We start from the raw sequence: 25,539 nt of genomic DNA, 5'->3' as shown, positions 1-25,539 counted from the left end.
AGCGGCAGCATCCAGTGTCTTTAACCCGCCTCGTGTCTTGTGTTGCGCAAGGTGCAGGCAATCAGCCCCGGCCAATTGAAGTCGGGAACGGAGAAAACAATGAGTCTGAGCAACTCCCTCGGGTTGTTGGGCCGCAAGGTGGGCATGATGCGTCTGTTCACCGATGACGGGGACGCAGTGCCTGTCACGGTGGTCGATGTGTCGAACAACCGCGTGGCACAAGTCAAAACCCAGGCCAACGACGGTTACGATGCCCTGCAAGTGACCTTTGGCAAGCGTCGTGCCTCGCGCGTGACCAAGCCCGAAGCTGGTCACCTGGCCAAGGCTGGCGTCGAAGCCGGTGAAATCCTGCAAGAATTCCGCGTCACCGCCGAAGTGGCTGGCAAGTTTGCCGCCGGTTCGGTGCTGCCCGTGACCGAGCTGTTCGCAGCCGGTCAAAAAGTGGACGTGCAAGGCACCTCCATCGGTAAAGGCTTTGCCGGCACCATCAAGCGTCACAACTTTGCTTCCCAGCGCGCTTCGCACGGTAACAGCCGTTCGCACAACGTGCCGGGTTCCATCTCGATGGCGCAGGATCCGGGCCGCGTGTTCCCGGGCAAGAAGATGACCGGCCACATGGGCGCCGAGACCGTCACCACCCAGAACCTGGATGTGGTGCGTGTCGATGAAGCCCGTCAGCTGCTGCTGATCAAGGGTGCCGTTCCGGGCTCCAAGGGTGGCTTTGTCACCGTGCGTCCCGCCGTCAAAGCTGCCAGCAAAGGAGCTAACTGATGCAAGTTGAACTCCTGAACGACCAAGGTCAAGCCACTTCCCAGCTGGAAGTGCCCGAGACCATCTTTGGTCGCGACTACAACGAATCGCTGATCCACCAGCTGGTGGTGGCTTACCAGGCCAACGCGCGTCAAGGTACCCGTGCCCAAAAAGACCGCGAAATGGTCAAGCACAGCACCAAGAAGCCGTTCAAGCAAAAAGGCACCGGCAACGCCCGTGCCGGTATGACGTCTTCCCCGCTGTGGCGTGGGGGCGGTCGGATTTTCCCGAACAGCCCGGACGAAAACTTCAGCCAAAAGCTGAACAAGAAGATGTACCGCGCCGGCATGGCCTCCATCTTCTCGCAACTGGTTCGTGAAGGCCGTCTGGCCGTGGTGGATTCCCTGACCGTGGAAGCCCCCAAGACCAAGCTGCTGGCCGCCAAGTTCAAGGCCATGAACCTGCAATCCGTGCTCGTGATCGCCGACCAGATCGACGAAAACCTGTACCTGGCTTCGCGCAACCTGCCGCACGTGCTGGTGGTTGAGCCGCGTTACGCCGATCCGCTGTCGCTGGTTCACTACAAGAAAGTGATCGTCACCAAGGGTGCCATCGACAAACTCAAGGAGATGTTCGCATGAGCAACGTCCAGTTTGACGAAGGTCGTCTGATGCAGGTGTTGGTGGCTCCCATCGTGTCCGAAAAGGGCACCCTGGCCGCCGAAAAGAACAACACCATGCTGTTCAAGGTGCTGCAAGACGCCACCAAGCCTGAAATCAAGGCCGCCGTGGAACTGCTGTTCAACGTCAAGGTTGCAGCGGTCAACGTCCTGAACCAAAAGGGCAAGGCCAAGCGTTTTGGCAAGACCGTGGGCCGTCGTGACCACGTGCGCAAAGCCTATGTGACGCTGCAGCAGGGTCAGGAACTCAGCTTCGGTGGGGAGGCCGTCTAATCATGGCAGTTATCAAGATGAAGCCGACGACCCCGGGTCGTCGTGGCATGGTCAAAGTGACCCGTGAAACCCTGCACAAGGGTGCCGGTTACGCGCCGCTGCTGGAGCCGCAGTTCCAGAAGGCTGGCCGCAACAACAACGGTCACATCACGGTACGTCACAAGGGCGGTGGCAACAAGCACCACTACCGCGTGATCGATTTCCGTCGCAACAAGGACGGCATCCCGGCCAAGGTCGAGCGTCTGGAATACGACCCGAACCGCACCGCGCACATCGCGCTGCTGTGCTACGCCGACGGCGAGCGCCGCTACATCATCGCCCCGCGTGGCGTTGAAGTGGGCGCGACCCTGCTGAGCGGCTCGGAGTCCCCGATCCGCGTGGGCAACACCCTGCCGATTCGCAACATTCCGGTCGGTTCCACCATCCACTGCATCGAGCTGCAAATCGGCAAGGGCGCGCAAATCGCCCGTTCCGCCGGCGCCTCCGCTGTGCTGCTGGCCCGTGAAGGCATCTACGCCCAGGTGCGTATGCGTTCCGGCGAAGTGCGCAAGGTGCACGTGGACTGCCGCGCCACCATTGGCGAGGTCTCCAACACCGAGCACAGCCTGCGCCAGTTGGGCAAGGCCGGTGTCAAGCGTCACATGGGTATCCGCCCGACCGTTCGCGGTGTGGCGATGAACCCGATCGACCACCCGCACGGTGGTGGTGAAGGCCGTACCGGTACCGGTATGCCGCCGGTCGATCCGTGGGGCAACCTGACCAAGGGTTACCGTACCCGCAACAACCGCCGCACGCAGAACATGATCGTGTCGCGTCGCAAGAAGTAAGGGGCCGCATAAATGACTCGTTCTCTGAAAAAAGGTCCCTTCGTTGACCACCACCTGCTGGCCAAGGTTGAAAAAGCCGTCGCCACCAAGGACAAAAAGCCGGTCAAGACCTGGTCGCGTCGCTCCATGATCCTGCCCGACTTCATCGGTCTGACCATTGCCGTGCACAACGGCAAGCAGCACGTGCCTGTGTACATCACCGACCAAATGGTGGGTCACAAGCTGGGTGAGTTCTCGCTGACCCGCACGTTCAAAGGCCACCCCGGCGATAAAAAAGCCAAGAAGTAAGGACACACCATGGAAACACGCGCTATCGTTCGCGGCGTTCGCCTGTCGGTCGACAAGGGCCGTCTGGTGGCCGACCTGATTCGCGGCAAGCAGGTAGGTCAAGCCCTGAACATCCTGACGTTCACGCAGAAAAAAGCTGCTGGCATCGTCAAGAAGGCTTTGCTCTCCGCCATCGCCAACGCCGAACACAATGACGGTGCCGACATCGACGAACTGAAGGTCAAGACCATCTACGTCGAGCAAGGCACCACGCTCAAGCGTTTCACCGCACGCGCCAAGGGCCGCGGCAACCGCATCAGCAAACCCACCTGTCACATTTACGTGACGGTTGGCAACTGAGCCTGAAGGAAGACTATGGGACAGAAAATCCATCCTACCGGCTTCCGCCTGGCGGTCAGCCGCAACTGGTCCAGCCGTTGGTACGCCAGCAACCGTGACTTCGCGGGCATGCTGGCCGAAGACATCAAGGTGCGCGAGTACCTCAAGGCCAAGCTCAAGAACGCTTCGGTGGCCCGCGTGGTCATCGAGCGTCCCGCCAAGAATGCCCGCATCACCATCTACTCGGCACGTCCGGGCGTGGTGATCGGCAAGAAGGGCGAAGACATCGAGAAGCTGAAGAAAGATCTGGCCGCTCAACTGGGTGTGCCGGTCGCTGTGAACATCGAAGAAGTGCGCAAGCCCGAAGTCGATGCCAAGCTGATCGCCGATTCGATCACCCAGCAGCTCGAAAAGCGCATCATGTTCCGTCGCGCCATGAAGCGCGCGATGCAGAACGCCATGCGCCTGGGTGCCCAGGGCATCAAGATCATGTCGTCGGGTCGTCTGAACGGCATCGAAATCGCACGTACCGAGTGGTACCGCGAAGGCCGTGTGCCGCTGCACACCCTGCGCGCCGACATCGACTACGGCACGTCCGAAGCCAAGACCACCTACGGCATCATCGGTGTCAAGGTGTGGGTGTACAAGGGCGACACGCTGGGTCGCAACGACGCCCCGTCGCTGGACAGCACCCCGCGTCCGGACGACGAGCGCCGCCCGCGCGGTCCGCGCCGTGACGGTGCCCGCAACGACCGCCCGGGTCGTGGTGGCCCCCGCCGTGGCGCTGGCAGCAATGCCGCCCCGGCCGATGGCAGCGACAAGCCCCAGGCCTAAGGAGAAATAAACCATGTTGCAACCTGCTCGCCGTAAATACCGTAAAGAGCAAAAAGGCCGCAACACCGGTATTGCCACCACTGGCAATACCGTGGCCTTTGGCGATTTCGGCCTGAAGTCCACCGACCGTGGCCGTCTGACGGCACGCCAGATCGAATCCGCACGCCGTGCGATTTCCCGTCACGTCAAGCGTGGCGGCCGTATCTGGATTCGCGTGTTCCCCGACAAGCCGATTTCCAAGAAGCCCGCCGAAGTCCGTATGGGCAACGGTAAGGGTGGCGTGGAGTACTACGTGGCTGAGATCCAGCCCGGCAAGGTGCTGTACGAAATCGTGGGCGTGCCTGAGCAACTGGCTCGCGAAGCCTTTACGCTCGCGGCAGCCAAGCTGCCCCTGCGCACCACTTTTGTGACCCGCATGCTGGGCCAGTGATTCAGGAGAACACAAGATGAAAGCTGCTGAACTGCGCCAAAAAGACGTTGCCGGCCTGCAAGCCGAAGTGAAAGCCCTGCAAAAGGCCCACTTCAACCTGCGCATGCAAAAAGCCACGCAACAACTGTCCAACCTCGCCACGCTGCGCAGCACCCGCCGTGCCATCGCCCGTGCGAAGACCATCCTTGCTGAAAAGCAAGCCGCTGGCCAATAAGGAGTGACCATGACGGAAGCCAAGACATCCCTCAAGCGCACCCTGATCGGTAAAGTGGTGAGCGACAAGCGTGCCAAGACCGTGACCGTGCTGGTGGAACGTGCCGTGAAGCATGAGCTGTACGGCAAGATCGTGACCAAGTCGAGCAAGTACCACGCTCACGATGAGAACGGTGAGTACAAGCTGGGCGACGTGATCGAGATCACCGAAAGCCGTCCGCTGTCCAAGACCAAGAACTGGGTTGCTACCCGCTTGGTGCAAAAGGCCGGTCTGGTGTAAGCCTGTTCCGGGCCCCTTGGGCACGAACCAAAAAAACGACCGATACTTCGGTCGTTTTTTTTCGCCTGTACCGCGCGGCCTTGTGCCGCGCGTGCCGGATTGTGTGGTGGGCCGCTGGTCGGCCCTTTTCGATGGAGTAAGCGATGATTCAAGTTGGTGACAAACTGCCGGCCGTGACCCTGATGGAGTTCAATGAGGTCGAGGGCAATGGCTGCAGCCTGGGCCCGAACCCGGTGGACGTGGCGCAGGCCAGCGCGGGCAAGACGATTGCCCTGTTTGCCCTGCCGGGTGCTTTCACCCCGACCTGCTCGGCCCAGCACGTGCCGGGCTACATCGCGCAGCATGACGCGTTGAAAGCCGCCGGCGTGGACGAGATCTGGTGCGTCAGCGTCAACGACGCGTTCGTGATGGGCGCCTGGGGCCGCGAGCTGCAAGCGGCGGGCAAGGTGCGCATGCTGGCCGATGGCGATGCGGTGTTCACCCAGGCCACCGGCCTGACGCTGGACCTGACTGGCAAGGGTCTGGGCCTGCGCAGCAACCGCTATTCCATGCTGGTGAAGAACGGTGTGGTGGCCACGCTGAACGTGGAAGGCCCCGGCAAGTTCGAGGTCAGCGACGCCAGCACGATGCTGGCTCAGGCCAAGGCCGCCTGAGCGGCGTGAGGCCGTTGCCGTGCGTCAGAGCGTGACGCGCAGGTAGTGCGCGCCCGGCAGTGGGTTGTGGTAGTAAGGGGCGATTTCCTCGAAGCCCAGTTCCTCGTACAGGGCGCGCGCGGCCTCCATGTCGGTCAGGGTGTCGAGCAGCAGGTGGCGGTAGCCCGCTTGCTGGGCGCATAGCAGGGTCTGTTCCACCAGTTGCCGTCCCAGCCCCAGCCTGCGGAGGGCGGGCCGCACGAACAGGCGTTTCATCTCGCAGGCGTCGGGGTGGTCGCTGTTGGGCAGCGGCCGCAGGGCGCAGCAGCCTGCAGGTTCACCATCCACCAGCGCCAGCAACAGGGCCCCCGCTGGCGGGCGGTACTCGCCGGGCAGGGTGGCCAGCTCCTCGGCAAAGCCCTGGTAGCCCAGGTCGATGCCGATGTCGCGCTGGTAGTCGAGGAACAGTTCCCGCAGCCACAGCAGCCCGGGGCCACTGTCCACGTTGCGGATGTCGATCTGGAGGGCGGGCGTGTCGTCCATGCCGACACTATACGACAGTGCCCAGGCGCACCACCCACCACACCACCGCACTGCTGAGGCCCAGCAGCACCAGGGCCAGCAGGCGCTCGCGCGGGCCATCGGCCGCACTGGGGGCGGGGTGGGGCAGTTGCTTGTCGCCCGACACCATGGCCGCCACCAGCCGTTCGCGCTTGACCCAGTGGTAGAACAGCAGCGCCAGCACGTGCAGCACTATCAGGCCCAGCAGCGCCAGTTTGCCCCAGCCCTTGTGGTACTGCGTGGCCGCCATGGCGGTGTCGTACGACACGAAACGCACCAGCGGGCCGAAGAAGGCGATCTCGTCGTCGCTGACCAGGCCGGTGCCCACCTGCACCAGCAGCACCGCCAGCATGGCCCACACCGAGAACGCGCCCAGCGGGTTGTGGCCGACGTGGTGCAGTGGGTCGCCCTGGCCGCGCAGGTGGCGCCACACACTCAGCGGCGAATACACAAAGCTGGCAAAGCGCGACCAGCGCCCGCCCACCACGCCCCACAGCAGCCGAAACAGCAGCAGCACCAGCGCGGCGTAGCCCAGCCGCAGGTGCCATTCCATCCAGTTGCCGCCCAGGTTGCCACTGACGACCAGCCCCGCCACGCACAGCACCAGCGCCCAGTGGAACAGGCGGGTGGGCAGATCCCAGACTCGAACTCGGTGCATACGACACTCCTTTTTGGGCCAGACGATATGCGGGAAAGCATACACTATCCAGTATGCGCGCATGGGGCGTGCATGTTGTGTCTTGAACCAGTTGTCTGTGAGGTAGATTATGAAGATCCGTCATGCGGTGTTGTTGGCCGGTGCGTTGCTGGCCGCCGGGGGCGCGCAAGCCCAGTTCCAGAAACCGGCCGATGCGGTGAAGTACCGCCAGTCGGCGTTCAGCGTGCTGGGCACGCATTTCAGCCGCATTGGTGCCATGACCAGCGGCAAGGTGCCGTTCGATGCCAAGGCGGCGCAGCAGAACGCCGAGATCGTGATGATGATGAGCAAGCTGCCCATGGCCGGTTTCACGCCCGAGTCCAAGGACGTCAAGAGCCGTACCAAGCCCGAGCTGTGGACCGAGATGACCAAGGTCAAGGCCGGTGGCGACAAGATGGTGCTGGCCGCTGCGGCGCTGCATGAGGCTACCAAGACCGGCAACCTGGACGCGGTGAAGAAGGCGTTTGGCGAGACCGCCGCCACCTGCAAGGCCTGCCACGACGCCTACCGCGAGTGATGGCGTAGTGTGTGCCTGGCCTCAGGCGCTGCCGGGGCCGTCCTGGGCCAGCAGTTGCTCGATGAGCTGGTGCAGGGCGGCAAAGTCGGGTTCGCCCACAAAGCGCTTGACGATGTTGCCTTGGCGGTCCACCAGGAAGGTGGTGGGGGTGAGCTTGACGTCGCCCCAGCCTTGCGCCAGTGCGCCGGTGTTGTCGATGGCGACTTTGAACGGCAGCTGGCGGCTGGTGGCAAAGTTGAGCACCCACTGCGGCGGGTCGTAGTGCATGGCCACGGCCACGGTCTCGAAGCCGCGCGCCTGGTACTTCTGGTAGGTTTGCACCAGCGCGGGCATCTCCTGCACGCACGAGACGCAGGTGGTGGCCCAGAAGTTGACCAGCGTCACCTTGCCCTTGAGGTCGGCGCTGGTGAGGCTGCTGCCGTCGAGCAGCAGGAAGCGCGAGTCGGGCATCTGGTTGCTGCTGCAGCCACCCAGGCCCAGGCTGGCGGCGGCGGCCCAGGCCAGCAAGGCGGCGTGGCAGCGGCGGCGTGTCAGTTGCATGGCGATTTGAGGGTAAAAAACGCGGCCCCAACGGGCGCAGAAAAAACAACAAGGGGGCAGAAGGGCAAAATCATACCCCTGTTGCCCGCTGTGGGCTGAGAGCGCCATGAATCCACCCGCTTCCCCCGATGTCTTGCCCAGCCGCACCGCGGTCTGGGTGTGTTTGGCGTTTGCCGCCGCGTATTTCATCTCGACGCTGCTGCGCGCCATCACCGCCACGCTGGCGCCGGTGCTGAGCGCCGAGTGGCAGTTGCAGGCGCGCGATTTGGGCTTGCTGGCCAGTGGCTATTTTGTGGGCTTCTCGGCGGTGCAGCTGCCCATGGGGCGCTGGCTGGATCGCTACGGCCCCAAGCGGGTGATCACGCTGTTCTTGTCGGTGGCGGTACTGGGTTGCGTGGCTTTTGCCACCGCCGAGGGCTTTTACGGCCTGCTGCTGGCGCGGGTGCTGATCGGGGCCGGGCTGGGCGCGTGCCTGATGGCGCCGCTGACGGGCTACCGGCGCTGGCTGCTGCCGCATGTGCGCCTGCGCGCCAATTCGTGGATGCTGATGGTGGGGGCCCTGGGCATGGTGGCGGCCACGCTGCCGGTGCAGTGGCTGTTGCCGCTGTGGGGCTGGCGCGGGGTGTTCTGGGGTTTGGCGATTGCGTTGGTGCTGGTGGTGCTGGTGCTGGCCTGGCGCGTGCCGGCATGGCCGGTGGTGGCGCCTGCCAGCACCACGCCAGAACCCGCCGGCGCGCAGGGTTATGGCGATATCTGGCGCCACCGCTATTTCCAGAAGATGGCGCTGATCGGTGCCATCAACTACGGCGGCATGATCGCGATCCAGACCCTGTGGGCCGGGCCCTGGCTGGTGAAGGTGGCGGGCTACACCCCTGCGCAGGCGGCGCAGGGGCTGTTTGGCATCAACGTGGCGATGCTGGTGGCGTTCTGGCTCTGGGGGCTGGTCAACCCGCGTCTGGCGCAGCGTGGCTGGAGCGCCGAGCGTCTCATCACCTGGGGCATGCCGCTGGGCCTGCTGGTGTTGCTGGCCAATGTGGCGCTGGGGCCGCAGGCGGGCGGGCTGGCGTGGGCGCTGTTTTGTGTCTGCTGCACGTTTGGCTCGCTGGCGCAGCCGTCGGTGGCGCTGGCGTTTCCGGCGCACATGGCGGGGCGGGCGTTGTCGGCGTACAACCTGGTGATTTTCTGTGGCGTGTTTGCGGTGCAGTGGGGGTTGGGGTTGCTGATCGACGCCTTGGTGGCCCTGGGCTGGGCCGAGCCGCAGGCCATGCAAGGGGCGATGGGCCTGTACGCGCTGGCCTGCGTGCTGTGCTACGCCGGTTACTGTGCGCTCAAGACCGATAATCCGGCCCCATGAACGGCATCCTCATCATTGCACACGCTCCCTTGGCCTCCGCATTGCGTCTGGGGCTGCTGCACGTGTTTCCGGACGCGGCGGCGTGTGTGCAGGCGCTGGACGTGCCCGCCGACGAGGCGCCCGAGACCACGTTGCAGCACGCGCGCAGCGCGCAGGCCAGCCTGGGTACGCCCGGCACGCTGGTGCTGGCCGATGTGTTTGGCGCCACGCCGTGCAACGTGGCCAGCCAGCTGGTCGATGGCGTGCATTCGCGCCTGCTGACCGGCGTGAACCTGCCCATGCTGCTGCGCGCCACGTGCTACCGCCACGAGCCGCTGGACGAGCTGGTGGCGCGTGCGCTGCAGGGTGCCACCCAGGGCGTGATGTCGGTGGCCACCGTGCCGCCCGACAGCTGAACCAAAGAATTCAAGTCGGCATCAAAACAAGATTTATATTTAGGAGCATTCGTGATCAAGAACACCGTCACCATCAGCAACAAACTGGGCTTGCACGCCCGCGCATCGGCCAAGCTGAGCAAGCTGGCTGGCAGCTTTGGCTGCGAGGTCTGGCTCAGCCGCAACGGGCGGCGCATCAACGCCAAGAGCATCATGGGCGTGATGATGCTGGCCGCCGGCCTGGGCGCCGAGGTGGAGGTGGAGACCAACGGCGCCGGCGAGCAAGAAGCGATGGACGCGCTGCTGGCGCTGATCCACGACAAGTTTGGAGAGGGCCAGTGACGTTCTCGCTGCATGGTCAGGCGGTGTCGCGCGGCATCGCCATCGGGCGCGCGGTGCTGGTGGCGTCGAGCCGCATGGACGTGGCGCACTACTTTGTGGCGCCCGAGCAGGTGGTGGCCGAAATCGAGCGCCTGCGCCTGGCGCGTGACGCGGTGGTGGCCGAGCTGGGCCGGGTGCAGCAGGGCTTGCAGGAGCTGGCGGCCAAGGACGCGCACCACGAGCTGTCGGCGCTGCTGGACGTGCACCGCATGCTGCTGCAGGACGAGCAGCTGGAGGCGGGCGTCAAGCACTGGGTGGTGGAGCGCCACTACAACGCCGAGTGGGCGCTGACCTCGCAGCTGGAGACGGTGGCGCGTCAGTTCGACGAGATGGAAGACCCTTACCTGCGCGAGCGCAAGGCCGACCTGGAGCAGGTGGTGGAGCGCCTGCTGCGCCAGCTGCGCGGGGCGGCGTCGCCGCTGCAGGTGGCCGACGGCCAAGACAGCACCGTGCCGTCCGCCGAGCCCCAGACCGACGGGCCGCTGGTGCTGATCGCGCATGACCTCTCGCCCGCCGACATGCTGCAGTTCAAGCAAAGCGTGTTTGCCGGTTTTGTGACCGACGTGGGCGGCAAGACCAGCCACACCGCCATCGTGGCGCGCAGCATGGACATTCCGGCGGTGGTGGGTGCGCGCACCGCCAGCACGCTGGTGCAGCAGGACGACTGGGTCATCATCGACGGCGATGCGGGCGTGGTGATTGTTGATCCGTCGCCGATCGTGCTGGCCGAATACCAGTTCAAGCAGCGCCAGGGCGAGGTGGAGCGCGAGCGCCTGTCGCGCATCAAGAACACGCCGGCGGTGACGCTGGACGGCGAGCGCATCGAGCTGCTGGCCAACATCGAGCAGCCGCAGGACACGCAGGCCGCGCTGGCGGTGGGCGCGGTGGGGGTGGGGCTGTTCCGCACCGAATTTTTGTTCATGGGGCGCGATGGCCAGTTGCCCGGCGAGGACGAGCAGTTTGACGCCTACCGCCGCGCGGTGGAAGGCATGCAGGGCCTGCCCGTCACCATCCGCACCGTGGACGTGGGCGCCGACAAGCCGCTGGAGCGCCACACGCGCGACGACCACCTCAACCCGGCGCTGGGGCTGCGCGCCATCCGCTGGAGCCTGTCGGAGCCCGCGATGTTCCTGACCCAGCTGCGCGCGGTGCTGCGCGCGGCGGCCTACGGCAAGATCAACCTGCTGCTGCCGATGGTGGCGCACGCCAGCGAGATCCGGCAGGTGGTGGCGCTGCTGGCGCGCGCGCGCGCGCAGCTCGATGAGCGCGCCGAGGTCTATGGCAGTGTGCGCCTGGGCGCGATGATCGAGGTGCCTGCGGCGGCGTTGTGCGTGCGCATGTTCCTGCGCCACTTCGACTTTTTGTCGATCGGCACCAACGACCTGATCCAGTACACGCTGGCGATCGACCGCGTGGACGAGAGCGTGGCCCACCTGTACGACCCGCTGCATCCGGCCATCCTGCACCTGGTGGCCAGCGTGATTGCCGAAGCGCGCGCCCAGGGCAAGAGCGTGAGCGTGTGCGGCGAAATGGCGGGCGACCCCGCCATGACGCGCCTGCTGCTGGGCATGGGGCTGCGCAGCTTTTCCATGCACCCGTCGCAGATCCTGGCTGTCAAGCAGCAGGTGCTGCGCGCCGACACCCGCAAGCTGCAGGCCTGGGTGCAGACCGTGCTGGAGAGCGACGACCCGCAAGCCCTGCTGATGGACTGAAGCGCGTGGTGCGGGCGGCTGCGCTCAGGTCATGCCGTGGCACTTCTTGTACTTCTTGCCGCTGCCGCACCAGCACGGGTCGTTGCGGCCTGGTTCGGCGGCCTTGCGCACGGTCTCCACGCGCGGGCCGATGCTGTGCCACAGGTCGTACAGGTCGTACACGGCCCAGATGGCGTCGCCATAGGCGTTGACGCGCGCCTGGCTGATGCTGGCCGGGCCTTCGTCGCCAAACAGGTTGAGCGTGGGCTCGTCCTCGTCGTCCTCGGTGATGGCGACGATGCGGTCCAGCGCGTCTTCCAGGTCGCGTGCGGCGTCCTTGTCGCGCGGGGCTGCCCATTCCTCGGGCCAGGTCTCGACCACGTACATGAAGCCCAGCGCCCACACCTGGGCAAAGGCGGGCAGGGCCTCGCCGTCGAGTTCGGCCAGCATCTCGGCGCGTTCCTCGTCGCTGAGGCTGGCCACGGCACCGCGCACGTCCATCACCTCGGGGGCGTAGGCGCGCTCGTCCTCCAGGCTTTCGACCGGGCTGGCCAGGGCGTCCACCACCTCGTTCCAGCGCCGTGTCCACAGCGTGATGAACTGTTCGTGCTGCGCCGCATCGGCAAACAGGTGCGGGCCAAAGGTGCCGCTGTCGTCGTCGCTGAGCAAGGCGCCCATGTACTCGTCAAACGGAATGGCGCGACGGCAGCAGGCCAGGGCGGCCATCGCGCCTTCGCAGAACTCCCATTGCGGGACTTCGTCGATGCGGGTGCGCAGGTCTTCCAGGATGGCGTCCAGGGCGTCGAAGTCCTGGTTGTCCATGGGGGCGGCGGAGGTGGGGGCAGAGGTGGTGTTCATGGGCACAGTTTAGCGGGCGGCGCCAGGGCGCTGGTGTGGGCCCGTGCGTGTCAGCCGCCGGTAAGTGTGGCGCCGTTGCCACACGGTTCCATTAGACTATGCCGCTGCCGGGCCCGGTGGGGCACCGGCGCAAGCCAAGGAACTGTGTCGAACCATGTTACGTGTCAGCCAACTCAACAACCGCTCGGTGCTGCAGGGCCGTTTTCTGCCAACCTCGCGCCTGGCCCCCGGCCAGGTCTGGACCGATTCCAGCGGCCAGCAAACGGTGCAGGTGCTCAAGGCCGAGGACGGCCTGGTGAGCTACCAGGTGGGCACCAGCGCGCAACAGGTGCAGAACGAGGACGCCTTCGTGTTCCAGAGCAAGTACTTTCTGGTGCTGGAGTGAAGCCCGCGCCGCCCCCTTTTGTGTTTTGAACAGGACAAGCAGTTATGCCGCAACTCAATTTTGTGCAGCAGGGCCAGGGCCAGGGCCCGGTGGTGGTGCTCAGCCATGCGCTGGGCTGTGATCTGACGATGTGGGACGGCGTGGCCGCCGCGCTGCAAGACCGCTACACCGTGCTGCGCTACGACCACCGCGGCCACGGCCGCAGCCCCGCCACCGACGGCGCCTGCAGCATGGACGACCTGGCCGACGACGCCGCCGCGTTCATCCGCGCCCACGCCGGTGGCCAGCCGGTGCATTTTGTGGGCCTGTCGATGGGCGGCATGACGGCGCAGGCGCTGGGCGCACGCCACCCTGAACTGGTGCGCAGCCTCACCATTGCCAACTCCGCCAGCCACTACGACGACACAGCCCGTACCATGTGGCAGGCCCGCATCGACACCGTACTGGCCAACGGCGTGGCCCCCATTGCCGACGGCGCCATGCAACGCTGGTTCACGCCCGAATTCCGCGCCGATCAGCCTCAGGGCAGTGCGGCCAAGGTGGCGGCGCTGCGTGCGGTGCTCGAAGCCACCGCGCCCGTGCCCTACGCCGCCGCGTGCGATGCCGTGGCCAAGATCGAGCTGGACGCTGGCAACGCCCGCATCACCTGCCCGACGCTGGTGATTGCTGGCAGCCGCGACGAAGCCACGCCGCCCGCCATGTCGCAGGCGATTGCCGAGCGCATTCCCGGCGCCCAGCTGGTGAGCCTGGACGCTGCCCACCTGAGCGCGGTGGAACAGCCCGAGGCCTTTGCCGCCCTGTTGACCACCTTCTGGGCCGGCCTGTAACCCTGCTATTGCTTCATCGGGCCGCCGACCCTGGCCCGATGGGATGCGTCAGCGGGGCGCGCGTCATCATCAGCGCATCGGCGGTTTGTTGCTGCACGGTGCGCAACTGTGCCGCAAACTCGCGCACCGCCACGCTGTGCGACACGCCCCGGCGCCACAGCAGCCCGGCGTGGCGCACCATCTCGGGTTCGGTCAAGGCGATGGCGTGCAGGTCTGGCGCCAGCCGCGCCGCGCGCTCGGGTACGATGCTGGCCAGCGCGTGGCCGCAGCGGCACACGCCAATCATCGCCTCCACCGACTCCATCTCCACCCGCACCGGCGGCGTCACCCCGGCCTGGCGCAGGCTGTCGTCGATCTGGCGCCGCGTGGCAAAGTGGCGCGACAGCAGCGCCAGCGGCGTCTGTGCCAGCGCCGCCAGCGGCAGGCTGTGGTGCAGCGCCAGCGGGTGGCGCGCATTCACCACCAGCATCAGCCGTTCGTTGAACAGCAGCTCGGTTTCAATGTCCTGGTGCGTGGTGGGGTGGAACGCAATGCCCAGGTCCAGCTCGCCGCGCAGCAGCTGTTCCTCGATCGCCCCCGCGCGCAGCGCGCGCACCTCCACCGCCACCTTGGGGTAGCTGGCGTTGAAGGCCACCACCGTGGCCGGCACCACCGTGTTGAGGAAGGTCGGGAACGCGCCCACCGTCAGGCGGCCCGACTGCAGGCCGTTGAGGTCGGTCAGTGCCATGCGGCCCGCTTCCAGCTCTTTGAGTGCCCGCAGCGCGTAGGCGCGGAATTCTGCCCCCGCCTGCGACAGTTTCAAGCCCCGACCTAAGCGGTCGAACAAGTCCACTTCCAGCTCCTGCTCCAGCTGGCGCAGCCCGTGCGACAGCGTAGATTGCGTCACGAACAGGTTCTGCGCCGATTGCGTCAGGTGCTCGGTCTCGGCAATGTCCAGAAAGTAGCGCAGTTGTCTCAGTTCCATAGCCAGATCGTATATCAACTATTCCACCATTCGTTTTTATCGAACGGTTGATCGCAAATAAACCATTGGAATCGGGCTGACTTTGCCCTTACGCTAGCGTGGTTTTCCAATCCCACCGACACAAAGGTTGTTTTCCATGACGGGTCGTTTCCCCATTGAGCGCATTGAAGCGCGGATTCTGGACATTCCCACCATCCGCCCGCACAAGCTGTCGTTTGGTGCCATCAGCCGCCAAAGCCCCGTCATCGTGCAACTGTGGTTGGCCAACGGTGCCACGGGCTTTGGCGAAGCGGCCACCATCGGTGGCCCGTCCTGGAACGAGGAATCCCCCGAAAGCATCAAGCACGCCATCGACAACTACCTCGCCCCGGCCCTGATCGGCCAGGACGGCGGCAGCTTTGGCGGTGCCCTGGCCCGCATGGACGCTTTCTGCAAGGGCAACGCCTTTGCCAAGAGCGCGGTCGAGATGGCGTTGATCGATGCCGTCTCGCGCAGCCTCGGCTTGCCCGCCTACCAGCTGCTGGGCGGCAAGCGCCACCAGAGCCTGCCCCTGGCCTGGACGCTGGCCAGCGGCGACGTGGCCAAGGATTTGGAAGAAGCCCAGTTGCGCCTCGAACAAAAGCGCCACCGCATCTTCAAAATGAAAATTGGTGCCCGCACCCCGGCCCAAGACGTGGCGGTGGTGAGTCAGATTGCCCGTGGCCTGGAAGGCAAGGCCACCCTGACCGTGGACGTGAACCAGGCCTGGGACGGCAACACCGCCCGCCGCTACCTGCCGCAACTCATTGAAGCGGGTGTCACGCTGATCGAGCAGCCCGTGGCCAAGTGGAACGTCGAAGCCCTCAAGACCCTGACCGCCACGCTGGGCGACCGCGCCAGCATCATGGCCGATGAAACCGTGTGCAGCCCGCAAGACGCGATGATGCTGGCCCGCGCCCAGGCCAGCCACGTGTTCTCGCTCAAGGTGGCCAAGCACGGCGGCTTGATTCGCACCCGCCAGGTGGCGGCGGTGGCCGAAGCCGCCGACATCGGCTGGTACGGCGGCACCATGCTGGAGACCTCCATCGGCAGCGCCGCCTCGGCGCACGTGTTCTCGACCCTGGGCACGCAGCACAGCGGTTGCGAACTGTTTGGCCCCCAACTGCTGGTGGACGACATCGTGACCGAGCGCATGCCGATTGTCGATTTTGAACTGCAACTGCCCGATGGCCCCGGTTTTGGCCTCACCGTGGATCTGGCCCAGCTGGACCGCTTTGACCGCGCCCGCGCTGGCCTGAACGCCACCCACATCGACCTGGGCCACAAGGCCACGGCCTGACCCCTGTTTTTTCCTCTGGAGCTAACCCATGTTGTTTCTGGTTCGCATGGATGTGAACATCCCGCACGACCTGCCGGTCGAGCAAGCCAACGAAATCAAGGCCCGCGAAAAAGCCTATTCGCAAGAACTGCAACGCGATGGCCGCTGGAAGAACCTGTGGCGCGTGGTGGGCGAATACGCCAACTACAGCCTGTTCGACGTGGCCAGCAACGACGAGCTGCACACCCTGCTGTCGCAGCTGCCGCTGTTCCCGTACATGAAGATCCACGTCACGCCGCTGGCCCAACACCCCTCGGCGATTGCGTAACCGGTTCCCCGTTTTCCCCGTTGTTTTTTAACCCCAAGCAAGGAGACACCACCATGACCAAGAACGAATACACCAAAGAGCAGCTGCTCGAGCGTGTCAACACCATCAAGATCAACGAAGGCAACCCGCGTGCCCGCGCCATCATCACCCGCATCACCGCCGACCTGTTCAAGGCCATCGACGAGCTGAAGGTGACCCCGGACGAGTTCTGGGCCGCCTGCGACTGGCTGACCCGTCTGGGCCAGACCGGCCAAGTGGGCCTGATCACCGCCGGCCTGGGCTTTGACCGCCTGCTGGACATCATGATGGACGAGGCCGACGAAGCCGCTGGCATCGCCGCCGGTACCCCGCGCGCCATCGAAGGCCCGCTGTACGTGGCCGGCGCTCCGAAGTTCAACTACGAAGCCCAGCTCGACGACGACTCCACCCTGCGCGGCACCGGCAAGGTGCTGGTGATGGAAGGCACCGTGTACGACCACGAAGGCAATCCGGTGGCGGGCGCTGAAATGGACGCATGGCACTGCAACGAGAAGGGTGGCTACTCGCACTTCTTCCCGGGCATGAAGGACCACGAACTGCGCCGCAAGATCGTGACCAACGAGAAGGGCCAGTACCGCTTCCGCACCACCATCGCCCCGGGCTACGAAATTCCGCCCTCTGGCCCGACCCACGAGCTGTTCGCCGTGCTGGGTCGCCACGGCATCCGTCCGGCCCACATCCACTTCCACATCGTCAAGCCGGGCCACCGCACCCTGACCACCCAGGTCAACACCCCCGGTGACGCCTACATCGACGACGACTTCGCTTTCGCCACCCGCGAAGCCCTGGTGCTGAACCTGGAAGAAAACGTGGCACCGGCTGGCTACGAGTCGCTGGGCATCAACGCACCGTTCGTGCGCGCCAAGTTCGACTTCAAGATGCAGCAAGCCGTCAAGGAAGACGACACCGACCCGCGCACCCGCGTGGCCAAGGCCCTGAACAAGTAATCATCCCTGCCGGGCCGCGTGCCCGGTGGCGTTGAAAGCTGAATCGCCGATTCCGTGCAGCCATGCCGGGGTCGGCTTTTTTTATGGCTGCGGCGGGTACTGGCTGGCGCCAAACGGGGGCAGCCAGCCTTCGGCCTGGTAGATGGCCTCAATGGCAGCGCGCAGAGTGTCGATGTCGGGCGACTGGTCGTTGAGGCGCGTGCTCATGATGATGGGCGAGACCGCCTGCACCTCGGCCAGGCAGCGGTAGGCCACCTCGTCGCGGCGCAGCTTCTGTGCGCTGCTGGGCACCACGCACACCCCCATGCCCGAGGCCACCAGCCCGAGCGCGGTCTGCATCTCCTGCACCTCATGCACGGCGCGCGGCTCCACGCCCTGGTCGCGGAACAGCGACAGCACGTGGTCCGCGTAGCTGGGCCGGGGCAGGCGCGGGTACACCAGCAGCGGGTAGCGTGCGGCCTGTGCCAGCGTCACCGGGCCGCTGTCGCGCGCCAGCGGGTGGTCGCTGGGCATGGCCAGCACCAGCGATTCCTCGCGCAACACCTCGCGCTTGATGCTGCTGTCGTCGAGCCGGATGCGGCCAAAGCCGACATCGATGCGCCCGGACTTGAGTTCGGCCAGCTGCTCGACCGAGGTCTTTTCCACCAGCATCAGCTCGGTCTGCGGCTGCAGGCTGCGGAACATGCGCGCAATGCGGGGCAGGGCGCCGTAGATGGTGGAGGGCACAAACCCGATCACCAGCCGGCGTTCCAGCTGCGCCACGCGCCGCGTCATGTGGACGGCCTCGTTGACTTGCTCCAGCAGCCGCAGCGCGCGGCCATAGAAAAAGCGCCCGGCCTCGGTCAGGCGCAGCGGCCGCGCCTCGCGGTCGAGCAGCTGCAGGCCCAGCTCCTCTTCCAGCTGCTGGATCTGGCGGCTCAGCGGCGGCTGCGAGATGTGCAGCCGCTGCGCTGCTTGCGTGAAGCTGCGCTCTTCCGCCACCGCGATGAAGTATTTCAGGTGCCTGAGATCCATGCTATGCCTTTTGGGTATGAAGTGAGTCTAAAACAGTCTTGGATCCGGGCCGCGCTTGTGGGTAAGATGACTCCCATCAAACATAAAAAACGGTGGCTTGGGCCGCACGTGCCGGCTTGCACAACAAACCGGGGCGCTGCAGCACCCAGTCCCACAACACTTGATGACTGGGCGGTGGCCCCGTCGCAGGAGACAAGTCCCCGCAACGCCCGTGCGGCGGCGGTTCGGTACCGCGCCCAAAAGGTGCGTCCGCGCCAGCCCTTGCCTCCTGGACGGCTCCAGCTCCCTCTTTTTTGACAGACAAGAGAACCGGAGATCTTTCCATGAGCAACCCGATGCAAAAAGCCAGCCTGCAAGAGCGACTCAACGGCATGCTGGTCGAAGACCACGACAAGGGCGAGTACCGCGTCCACCGCTCCGCCTTTACCGACGAGGAGCTGTTCGAGCTCGAGATGAAGCACATCTTCGAAGGCAACTGGATCTACCTGGCCCACGAGAGCCAGATCCCGAACAACGGCGACTACTACACCACCAACATCGGCCGCCAGCCGATCATGATCACCCGCAACAAGGACGGCCAGCTCAACGCGCTGATCAACGCCTGTTCGCACCGTGGCGCCACCCTGGCCCGCCACAAGAAGGGCAACAAGTCCAACTTTACCTGCACCTTCCACGGCTGGACGTTCAACAACAGCGGCAAGCTGCTGAAAGTCAAGGACGGCGGCGAAGCGGCCGGCTACCCCGAATCGTTCAACAAGAACGGCAGCCACGACCTGAAGAAGGTGGCGCGCTTCGAGAGCTACCGCGGCTTCCTGTTTGGCAGCCTCAACGCCGACGTCAAGCCCCTGACCGAATTCCTGGGCGGCACCACCAAGATCATCGACATGATTGTGGACCAGTCGCCCGAGGGCCTGGAAGTGCTGCGCGGCAGCTCCACCTACACCTTTGATGCCAACTGGAAGATCCAGGCCGAAAACGGTGCCGACGGCTACCACGTGAGCTCGGTGCACTGGAACTACGCCGCCACCACCAACGCCCGCAAGCAGCGCGACGCCGGTGACGAGATCAAGGCGATGGACGCCGGCCAGTGGGCCAAGAACGGCGGTGGTTCCTACTCGTTCGAAAACGGCCATATCCTGCTGTGGACCGAGTGGGCCAACCCGCAAGACCGCCCGGCTTACCCCATCCGCGACGAGCTGGTGGCCAAGTACGGCCAGGCCACCGCCGACTGGATGATCAACCGCTCGCGCAACCTGTGCCTGTACCCCAACGTGTACCTGATGGACCAGTTCAGCTCGCAGATCCGCGTGCTGCGCCCCATCGCCGTCAACAAGACCGAAGTCACCATCTACTGCATCGCCCCCAAGGGTGAGGCACCGGAAGCGCGCGCGCGCCGCATCCGCCAGTACGAGGACTTCTTCAACGCCACTGGCATGGCCACCCCGGACGACCTGGAAGAATTCCGCGCCTGCCAAGAGGGCTACAACGGCATCGCGCTGGAATGGAACGACATGTGCCGTGGCTCCAAGCACTGGGTGCAGGGCGCCGACGAAGCCGCCCAGTCCATCGGTCTGGAGCCCATCCTCAGCGGTGTCAAGACCGAGGACGAAGGCCTGTACACCACCCAGCACCGCTACTGGATGGACGTGATGCAAGCCGCCGTCAAGGCCCAAGCCGAGTCCAAGTAACCCCATTGAGGAGACACACGCCATGTCCGTGACGATCGAACAAGTCCAAGCCTTCCTGTTCCGCGAAGCCCGCCTGCTGGACGACAAGCAGTTTGAAGAATGGCTCGAGTGCTACGCGCCCGACGCCGAGTACTGGGTGCCGTCGTGGGACGACGACAACACGCTGACCGCCAACCCGCAAAACGAGATCTCCCTGATCTACTACGCCAACCGTGGTGGCCTGGAAGACCGCGTGTTCCGCATCAAGACCGAGCGTTCGGCGGCCAGCATGCCCGAGCCGCGCACCGGCCACAACCTGTCCAACATCGAGATCGTGTCGCAAGACGGCGATCTGGTGACGGTGCGCTTCAACTGGTTCAACCTGAGCTACCGCTACCACACCACCGACAGCTACTTTGGCCATTCGGTGTACACCATCGACTTCTCGGGCGCGCAGCCGCAGATCAAGAAGAAGTACGTCGTGATCAAGAACGACTACATCCACCACGTCATCGACGTGATCTGCCTCTGAGCGTTGTTTGAGCTACGGGCCACGGCGTACTTGAAAAAAAAGTAAGCTGTGGCCTTTATGGATTTGACATGACACACCACATTGCCTTCCAGTTTGAAGACGGCGTGACCCGCTTCATTGAAGCGAACCCGACCGAAACCGTCGCCGACGCCGCCTACCGCCAGGGCGTCAACATCCCGCTCGACTGCCGCGACGGCGCTTGCGGCACCTGCAAGTGTTTTGCCGAATCCGGCACCTACACCATGGGCGACTACATCGAGGACGCCCTGAGCGACGACGAGGCCAAGGAAGGCTATGTGCTGACGTGCCAGATGCGCGCCCAAAGCGACTGCGTGGTGCGCGTGCCGGCCTCCTCGGCGGTGTGCAAGACCCAGCAGGCCAGCTACGACGTGGCCGTGAAGGAGGTGCGCCAGCAGTCGCCCAGCACCATCTCCCTGACCATCCAGGGCGAGTCGCTCGACAAGCTGTCGTTCCTGCCGGGCCAGTACGTCAACCTGCAGATTCCGGGCACTGAAGAGAGCCGCGCCTACTCGTTCAGTTCGCTGGTCAAGAATGGCGAGGTGTCGTTCCTGATCCGCAACGTGCCCAACGGCAAGATGAGCGGCTTCCTGACCGGCCAGGCACAACCTGGCGCTGCCATGAAGCTGGCAGGCCCGCTGGGCAGCTTCTACCTGCGCGACATCAAGCGCCCGCTGCTGATGCTGGCGGGCGGCACCGGCCTGGCCCCGTTCACCGCCATGCTGGAAAAGATTGCCGAGCAGGGCAGCGCGTTCCCGATCCACCTGATCTACGGCGTGACCCACGACGCCGACCTGGTGGACCTGGACAAGCTGGACGCTTTCAAGGCGCAGATCCCCAACTTCACGTGGGCCGCTTGCGTGGCCAGCCCCGACAGCACCTACCCCAACAAGGGTTACGTGACCAACCACATCCAGCCCGCGCAGCTCAACGCCGGCGAGGTGGACATCTACCTGTGCGGCCCGCCGCCCATGGTGGAAGCGGTGAACCAGTACATGCGCAACCAGGGCATCAAGCCCGCCAACTTCTACCACGAGAAGTTCTCGGCCAGCGCCTGATCCGTTTCCGTTTGTCTTGCATTCGGCCCGGTTTGTGACCGGGCCTTTTTTGGAGTTTCCCCATGAAACCACGTTTTGAGAACAAGGTGGCCGTGATCACGGGCGCGGCCCAGGGCATCGGCAAAGGTGTGGCCGAACGCATGGCCGCCGAAGGCGCCAAGCTGGTGCTGGTGGACCGCTCGGAGCTGGTGTTCGAGCTGCGCGACCAGCTCACCGCCCAGGGCACCGAGGTGCTGACCCTGACCGCCGACATGGAGCAGGCCGCCGATTGCCAGCACGTGATGCAGGAGGCGGCGGCCCACTTTGGCCGTATCGATGTGCTCATCAACAACGTGGGCGGCACCATCTGGGCCAAGCCGTTCGAGCACTACCAGGTCAACGAGATCGAGGCCGAGGTGCGCCGCTCGCTGTTCCCGACGCTGTGGTGCTGCCACGCCGTGCTGCCGCAGATGCTGGAGCAGGGCCAGGGCGTGATCGTCAACATCTCGTCGATCGCCACGCGCGCCATCAACCGCGTGCCCTACGGTGCGGCCAAGGGCGGTGTCAATGCCCTGACCGCGTGCCTGGCGTTTGAAACTGCGCAACGCGGTGTGCGTGTCAACGCGATTGCCACCGGCGGCACCGAAGCGCCGCCGCGCCGCATTCCGCGCAACGCCGCCGAGCAAACCGAGCAGGAAAAGGCCTGGTACCAGCAGATCATCGACCAGACCATCGACTCCAGCCTGATGAAGCGCTACGGCACCATCGACGAACAAGTCGGTGCCATCCTGTTCCTGGCCTCGGACGAGGCCTCCTACATCACAGGCGTGACGCTGCCCGTGGGCGGCGGCGATCTCGGCTGATCGCGCCGCGCGCTCCCGTTTCTCCCCCACCTTGACCACCGATCTGGGGCTGTCTGGCGCGGCCCCGTTCACAACATCTGCCCGCAATGTATGCGGCAGAGGAGACCCCCATGACCCAAAAGATCGACGTCCACGGCGTCATTGACCACGCGCGCTTCACCGGCTTTCACTGGATGGTGATGTGCCTGTGCGCGCTGGTGCTGATTTTCGACGGCTACGACCTGTTCATCTACGGCGTGGTGCTGCCCGCTATCATGAAAGAATGGGGTCTGACCCCATTACAGGCCGGTGCTTTGGGCAGTTACGCCTTGTTTGGCATGATGGCCGGGGCGCTGTTTTTTGGCCCGCTGGCCGACAAAATTGGCCGCAAAAAAGGCATCGCCATCTGCTTTGCGCTGTTTTCGTTGGCCACCATCGTGAACGGCTTTGCCCGCACGCCGACCGAGTTCGGCATCTTCCGCTTCATTGCCGGCCTGGGCTGCGGTGGCCTGATGCCCAACGCCGTGGCGCTGATGAACGAGTACGCGCCCAAGCGCCTGCGCAGCACGCTGGTGGCCATCATGTTCAGCGGCTACTCGCTGGGTGGCATGCTGGCGGCGGGAGTCGGCATCTACATGCTGCCGGAGTTCGGCTGGCGCTGGATGTTCTTTGTCGCCGCCGTGCCGCTGGTCACGCTGCCGGTGATCCTGTACTTCCTGCCCGAGTCGCTGGGCTTTCTGGTGCGCCAGGGCCGTCACGACGAAGCCCGCAAGGTGCTGGCCCGCATCGAGCCCGGCCGCAGCTTCACGGCACAGGACGAGTTTGTGCTGACCGGCGCGGGCAAGGGCGGTACGGCCTCGGTGCTGGAGCTGTTCCGCGATGGCCGCCTGGTGGGCACGCTGTGCCTGTGGCTGGCGTTCTTTTGCTGCCTGCTGATGGTGTACGCGCTGGGCTCGTGGTTGCCCAAGCTGATGGCCAACGCCGGTTACAGCCTGGGTTCCAGCTTGAGCTTCATGCTGGCGCTGAACTTTGGCGGCATGGCCGGTGCCATCCTGGGCGGCTGGCTGGGCGACCGCTTCAGCCTGAGCAAGGTGATGATGGGCTTCTTTCTGGCCGCGGCGGTGTCGATCAGCCTGCTGGGCTTCAAGAGCCCGACCCCGGTGCTGTACCTGCTGATTTTTGTGGCCGGCGCCACCACCATTGGCACGCAGATTTTGCTGTACGCGGGCACGGCGCAGTACTACGGCCTGTCCATCCGTTCCACCGGCCTGGGCTGGGCCTCGGGCATTGGCCGCAATGGCGCGATTGTGGGCCCGCTGCTGGGCGGGGCGCTGATGACGGCGCAGCTGCCGCTGCAGCTCAACTTCCTGGCGTTTGCGGTTCCGGGGGCGGTGGCCACGCTGGCGATGCTGGTGTTCACCGTGCGCCAGTCCAATGTGGCGGCGCAGGCCGCGCTCAAGCCCGCGCCAGCGGTGTGAGTCTTGGGGCCCGTGCGTGATTCAGACCGCGTGCCCCGATGAACGCAGCAGTTGCGAGACGGTGCTGGCCGCCGCTCGCAACGCGGGCAACATGGTTTGCTGCATGGTCTGGGCGTTGCTGCGGTGTGCCTGCCCCGAGACGTTGAGTGCCGCCACCGCTTCGCCCGCCGCATTCAACACCGGCGCGGCAATCGAGATCAGGCCGTCTTCCAGCTCTTGGTCCAGCACGCACCAGTCTTGTGCCCGCACTTGGCGGATTTCAGCCAGCAGCGCTGGCACGCTGGTGAGGCTGCGTGCGGTGCGTGGCTGCAAGTCGCTGGCCCGCAAACGGCGTTCCACCTCATCGTCGGGCAAACCGGCCAGCAGCACGCGGCCCATCGACGTGCAGTACGCGGGCAGGCGCGAACCCACCCCCAAGTTGAGCGACAGGATCTTGTGCGTATGCACCCGCAGCACGTAAACGATGTCGCTGCCGTCCAGCACCGCCGCCGAGCACGATTCCTTGACCTGTTCGGCCAGGGTTTCCATCACCGGCTCTGCCAGGTTCCAGATCGGCATGGACGACAAGTAGGCAAAGCCCAAGTCCAGGATGCGCGGCGTGAGCCGGAAGTGTTTGCCGTCGCTGCCGACGTAGCCCAGCGTTTGCAAGGTCAGCAGGATGCGCCGCGCCCCGGCACGGGTCAGGCCCGTGCGGGCCGCCACCTCGCTCAGGGTCTGCGTGGGGGCTTGCGCGCTGAACGAACGGATGACCTCCAGCCCGCGCGCAAACGATTGCACGTAGCTGTCGCCTGGCGTGGGTGCCGGATCAGGGTGGGAACGGGTTGCCAAAGGTGCCATTGGGTCTTAGAATCTTTCGTAGAAATTCATTATACGAACAAATGTTCGTATATAGAACAAATAACCGCCGCCCGCCGGGTGGCTTTTTCAGGAGCATGATCTGTGATCAACAAAATCGCGGCCTCAATTGCAGAGGCGTTGTCGGGTGTGCAGGACGGGGCCACCGTGCTGATTGGGGGTTTTGGCACCGCCGGGATTCCCAACGAGCTGATCGACGGCTTGATCGAACAGGGGGCCAAAGACCTGACCGTGGTCAACAACAACGCGGGCAACGCCGACGCGGGCCTTGCCGCGCTCCTCAAGACCGGGCGCGTGCGCAAGATCATTTGCAGCTTTCCGCGTCAGGCCGATTCTTGGGTGTTTGACGAGCTGTACCGCGCGGGCAAGATCGAGCTGGAACTGGTGCCGCAAGGCAACCTGGCCGAGCGTCTGCGCGCTGCGGGTGCGGGTGTGGGGGCGTTCTTCACCCCCACCGGCTTTGGTACCGAACTGGCGCGCAACGCCGACGGTAGCCCCAAGGAAACCCGCCACATCAACGGCAAAGACTACGTGCTGGAATACCCCATCCACGGTGATGTGGCCCTCATCAAGGCCGAAACCGGCGACCGCTGGGGCAACTTGTTGTACCGCAAGGCTGCGCGTAACTTCGGCCCCGTGATGGCCACCGCCGCCAAGTTCACCGTGGCCACTGTGCACAACATTGTGGAACTGGGCCAGATCGACCCGGAAAACATCGTCACGCCGGGCATCTTTGTGTCCAAGATCGTGCAGATCGAACACGTCGCCACCCAGGCCGGTGGTTTCAAACAGGCTTGAGCCGCAGGAGCAAC

Annotated in this window: 33 protein-coding genes and 1 pseudogene; 27 read left to right on the top strand and 7 right to left on the bottom strand. The window is 64.8% G+C overall.

Annotated elements, in window-relative coordinates:
* The first annotated feature begins 99 nt into the window (after positions 1–99).
* The 11 genes and pseudogenes from rplC (at position 100) to CON76_RS08790 (ending at position 5,545) form a co-directional block, all read left to right on the top strand.
* On the top strand, positions 100–771 hold the full coding sequence (gene rplC, locus CON76_RS08840; protein ID WP_101102993.1) for a 50S ribosomal protein L3: 672 nt from the start codon (positions 100–102) through the stop codon (positions 769–771).
* Positions 771–1,391 carry a 50S ribosomal protein L4 gene (rplD, locus tag CON76_RS08835; protein WP_101102992.1) on the top strand — a complete coding sequence of 207 codons (621 nt, stop codon included), beginning with the start codon at positions 771–773 and terminating at the stop codon, positions 1,389–1,391. The genes rplC and rplD overlap by 1 nt, the downstream gene beginning before the upstream one ends.
* Positions 1,388–1,702 (top strand): 50S ribosomal protein L23, encoded by a 315-nt coding sequence (rplW, locus tag CON76_RS08830; protein WP_101102991.1) that lies wholly within the window; start codon positions 1,388–1,390, stop codon positions 1,700–1,702. Before rplD ends, rplW begins: the two co-directional genes overlap by 4 nt.
* A gap of 2 nt (positions 1,703–1,704) precedes the next feature.
* Positions 1,705–2,529 (top strand): 50S ribosomal protein L2, encoded by an 825-nt coding sequence (rplB, locus tag CON76_RS08825; RefSeq protein WP_101102990.1) that lies wholly within the window; start codon positions 1,705–1,707, stop codon positions 2,527–2,529.
* A 12-nt stretch (positions 2,530–2,541) separates the two neighbouring features.
* Positions 2,542–2,817 carry a 30S ribosomal protein S19 gene (rpsS, locus tag CON76_RS08820; protein WP_101102989.1) on the top strand — a complete coding sequence of 92 codons (276 nt, stop codon included), beginning with the start codon at positions 2,542–2,544 and terminating at the stop codon, positions 2,815–2,817.
* Positions 2,818–2,826: 9 nt separating this feature from the next.
* Positions 2,827–3,156, top strand: a complete 330-nt coding sequence (rplV, locus tag CON76_RS08815; protein WP_101102988.1) for a 50S ribosomal protein L22 — start codon at positions 2,827–2,829, stop codon at positions 3,154–3,156.
* A gap of 15 nt (positions 3,157–3,171) precedes the next feature.
* Positions 3,172–3,960 (top strand): annotated as a pseudogene (gene rpsC / locus CON76_RS08810) (30S ribosomal protein S3); the annotation flags it as partial.
* 22 nt (positions 3,961–3,982) lie between these two features.
* Entirely contained in the window at positions 3,983–4,399 is a 417-nt protein-coding gene (gene rplP, locus CON76_RS08805; RefSeq protein WP_101049525.1) for a 50S ribosomal protein L16, read from the top strand.
* Between the two features lie 16 nt (positions 4,400–4,415).
* Positions 4,416–4,613 (top strand): 50S ribosomal protein L29, encoded by a 198-nt coding sequence (gene rpmC / locus CON76_RS08800; RefSeq protein ID WP_101102987.1) that lies wholly within the window; start codon positions 4,416–4,418, stop codon positions 4,611–4,613.
* Positions 4,614–4,622: 9 nt separating this feature from the next.
* Positions 4,623–4,892, top strand: coding sequence for a 30S ribosomal protein S17 (gene rpsQ / locus CON76_RS08795; protein ID WP_101102986.1), 270 nt, complete (start codon positions 4,623–4,625; stop codon positions 4,890–4,892).
* A gap of 143 nt (positions 4,893–5,035) precedes the next feature.
* Entirely contained in the window at positions 5,036–5,545 is a 510-nt protein-coding gene (locus tag CON76_RS08790) for a peroxiredoxin (RefSeq protein ID WP_101102985.1), read from the top strand.
* 24 nt (positions 5,546–5,569) lie between these two features.
* On the opposite strand, the gene CON76_RS08785 is transcribed toward CON76_RS08790, so the two are convergent.
* Both CON76_RS08785 and CON76_RS08780 read right to left on the bottom strand, forming a co-directional pair.
* Positions 5,570–6,067, bottom strand: a complete 498-nt coding sequence (locus CON76_RS08785; protein WP_101102984.1) for a GNAT family N-acetyltransferase — start codon at positions 6,065–6,067, stop codon at positions 5,570–5,572.
* Between the two features lie 7 nt (positions 6,068–6,074).
* Positions 6,075–6,743: a cytochrome b/b6 domain-containing protein gene (locus tag CON76_RS08780; protein ID WP_101102983.1), complete on the bottom strand. Its 669-nt coding sequence runs from the start codon at positions 6,741–6,743 to the stop codon at positions 6,075–6,077.
* A gap of 109 nt (positions 6,744–6,852) precedes the next feature.
* Here CON76_RS08780 and CON76_RS08775 point away from each other — a divergent pair, with 109 nt between their 5' ends.
* On the top strand, positions 6,853–7,299 hold the full coding sequence (locus CON76_RS08775) for a c-type cytochrome (RefSeq protein ID WP_101102982.1): 447 nt from the start codon (positions 6,853–6,855) through the stop codon (positions 7,297–7,299).
* A 21-nt stretch (positions 7,300–7,320) separates the two neighbouring features.
* Here the strand turns inward: CON76_RS08775 and CON76_RS08770 are convergent, their stop codons facing one another.
* Entirely contained in the window at positions 7,321–7,839 is a 519-nt protein-coding gene (locus CON76_RS08770; protein WP_101102981.1) for a TlpA family protein disulfide reductase, read from the bottom strand.
* 106 nt (positions 7,840–7,945) lie between these two features.
* Between CON76_RS08770 and CON76_RS08765 the strand changes: the two genes are divergently transcribed.
* Genes CON76_RS08765 through ptsP form a run of 4 tightly spaced genes read left to right on the top strand, consistent with a single transcriptional unit; the run spans position 7,946 to position 11,660 of the window.
* Entirely contained in the window at positions 7,946–9,193 is a 1,248-nt protein-coding gene (locus tag CON76_RS08765; RefSeq protein ID WP_101102980.1) for an MFS transporter, read from the top strand.
* Positions 9,190–9,588, top strand: a complete 399-nt coding sequence (locus CON76_RS08760) for a PTS sugar transporter subunit IIA (RefSeq protein ID WP_101102979.1) — start codon at positions 9,190–9,192, stop codon at positions 9,586–9,588. Before CON76_RS08765 ends, CON76_RS08760 begins: the two co-directional genes overlap by 4 nt.
* 51 nt (positions 9,589–9,639) lie before the next feature.
* Complete coding sequence (locus CON76_RS08755) at positions 9,640–9,909, top strand: HPr family phosphocarrier protein (protein ID WP_101102978.1); 270 nt, start codon at positions 9,640–9,642, stop codon at positions 9,907–9,909.
* Positions 9,906–11,660 (top strand): phosphoenolpyruvate--protein phosphotransferase, encoded by a 1,755-nt coding sequence (gene ptsP / locus CON76_RS08750; RefSeq protein ID WP_101102977.1) that lies wholly within the window; start codon positions 9,906–9,908, stop codon positions 11,658–11,660. The genes CON76_RS08755 and ptsP overlap by 4 nt, the downstream gene beginning before the upstream one ends.
* A 24-nt stretch (positions 11,661–11,684) precedes the next feature.
* Here ptsP and CON76_RS08745 read toward each other — a convergent pair whose 3' ends face one another.
* Entirely contained in the window at positions 11,685–12,497 is an 813-nt protein-coding gene (locus CON76_RS08745; RefSeq protein WP_101102976.1) for a UPF0149 family protein, read from the bottom strand.
* 154 nt (positions 12,498–12,651) lie between these two features.
* Between CON76_RS08745 and CON76_RS08740 the strand changes: the two genes are divergently transcribed.
* Positions 12,652–12,882 carry a hypothetical protein gene (locus CON76_RS08740; RefSeq protein WP_101102975.1) on the top strand — a complete coding sequence of 77 codons (231 nt, stop codon included), beginning with the start codon at positions 12,652–12,654 and terminating at the stop codon, positions 12,880–12,882.
* A gap of 44 nt (positions 12,883–12,926) precedes the next feature.
* Complete coding sequence (locus tag CON76_RS08735; protein WP_101102974.1) at positions 12,927–13,709, top strand: alpha/beta fold hydrolase; 783 nt, start codon at positions 12,927–12,929, stop codon at positions 13,707–13,709.
* 13 nt (positions 13,710–13,722) lie between these two features.
* Here CON76_RS08735 and cynR read toward each other — a convergent pair whose 3' ends face one another.
* Positions 13,723–14,673 carry a transcriptional regulator CynR gene (gene cynR / locus CON76_RS08730; protein WP_101102973.1) on the bottom strand — a complete coding sequence of 317 codons (951 nt, stop codon included), beginning with the start codon at positions 14,671–14,673 and terminating at the stop codon, positions 13,723–13,725.
* Positions 14,674–14,809: 136 nt separating this feature from the next.
* On the opposite strand from cynR, the gene CON76_RS08725 reads away from it, so the two are divergent.
* From CON76_RS08725 to CON76_RS08715, 3 genes are read left to right on the top strand one after another with little or no spacing between them, the layout of a single operon-like run.
* Positions 14,810–15,991, top strand: coding sequence for a muconate cycloisomerase family protein (locus tag CON76_RS08725; RefSeq protein ID WP_101102972.1), 1,182 nt, complete (start codon positions 14,810–14,812; stop codon positions 15,989–15,991).
* Positions 15,992–16,019: 28 nt separating this feature from the next.
* On the top strand, positions 16,020–16,298 hold the full coding sequence (catC, locus tag CON76_RS08720; RefSeq protein ID WP_101102971.1) for a muconolactone Delta-isomerase: 279 nt from the start codon (positions 16,020–16,022) through the stop codon (positions 16,296–16,298).
* Between the two features lie 53 nt (positions 16,299–16,351).
* Positions 16,352–17,284, top strand: a complete 933-nt coding sequence (locus CON76_RS08715) for a dioxygenase family protein (protein ID WP_101102970.1) — start codon at positions 16,352–16,354, stop codon at positions 17,282–17,284.
* A gap of 81 nt (positions 17,285–17,365) precedes the next feature.
* On the opposite strand, the gene CON76_RS08710 is transcribed toward CON76_RS08715, so the two are convergent.
* A complete protein-coding gene (locus CON76_RS08710; protein ID WP_101102969.1) occupies positions 17,366–18,298 on the bottom strand; it encodes a LysR family transcriptional regulator in 933 nt (310 codons plus the stop codon).
* 323 nt (positions 18,299–18,621) lie between these two features.
* On the opposite strand from CON76_RS08710, the gene benA reads away from it, so the two are divergent.
* From benA to CON76_RS08685, 5 genes are all read left to right on the top strand, one after another.
* Positions 18,622–19,986, top strand: coding sequence for a benzoate 1,2-dioxygenase large subunit (benA, locus tag CON76_RS08705; protein ID WP_101102968.1), 1,365 nt, complete (start codon positions 18,622–18,624; stop codon positions 19,984–19,986).
* 22 nt (positions 19,987–20,008) lie between these two features.
* On the top strand, positions 20,009–20,497 hold the full coding sequence (gene benB / locus CON76_RS08700; protein WP_101102967.1) for a benzoate 1,2-dioxygenase small subunit: 489 nt from the start codon (positions 20,009–20,011) through the stop codon (positions 20,495–20,497).
* A gap of 68 nt (positions 20,498–20,565) precedes the next feature.
* A complete protein-coding gene (benC, locus tag CON76_RS08695; protein WP_101102966.1) occupies positions 20,566–21,573 on the top strand; it encodes a benzoate 1,2-dioxygenase electron transfer component BenC in 1,008 nt (335 codons plus the stop codon).
* A 62-nt stretch (positions 21,574–21,635) separates the two neighbouring features.
* Positions 21,636–22,415 (top strand): 1,6-dihydroxycyclohexa-2,4-diene-1-carboxylate dehydrogenase, encoded by a 780-nt coding sequence (locus CON76_RS08690; RefSeq protein WP_101102965.1) that lies wholly within the window; start codon positions 21,636–21,638, stop codon positions 22,413–22,415.
* A gap of 110 nt (positions 22,416–22,525) precedes the next feature.
* Positions 22,526–23,872 (top strand): MFS transporter, encoded by a 1,347-nt coding sequence (locus tag CON76_RS08685; protein WP_101102964.1) that lies wholly within the window; start codon positions 22,526–22,528, stop codon positions 23,870–23,872.
* Between the two features lie 21 nt (positions 23,873–23,893).
* Here CON76_RS08685 and CON76_RS08680 read toward each other — a convergent pair whose 3' ends face one another.
* Positions 23,894–24,700, bottom strand: coding sequence for an IclR family transcriptional regulator domain-containing protein (locus CON76_RS08680; protein WP_420812933.1), 807 nt, complete (start codon positions 24,698–24,700; stop codon positions 23,894–23,896).
* A gap of 111 nt (positions 24,701–24,811) precedes the next feature.
* Here CON76_RS08680 and CON76_RS08675 point away from each other — a divergent pair, with 111 nt between their 5' ends.
* A complete protein-coding gene (locus CON76_RS08675) occupies positions 24,812–25,525 on the top strand; it encodes a 3-oxoacid CoA-transferase subunit A (protein WP_101102962.1) in 714 nt (237 codons plus the stop codon).
* The last annotated feature ends 14 nt before the right edge of the window (positions 25,526–25,539 follow it).

Origin of the sequence: Macromonas bipunctata (assembly GCF_002837135.1) — a bacterium.
In the GTDB taxonomy this organism is placed as follows: domain Bacteria; phylum Pseudomonadota; class Gammaproteobacteria; order Burkholderiales; family Burkholderiaceae_C; genus Macromonas_A; species Macromonas_A bipunctata.
This window is presented reverse-complemented; position numbering and strand designations above follow the sequence as displayed.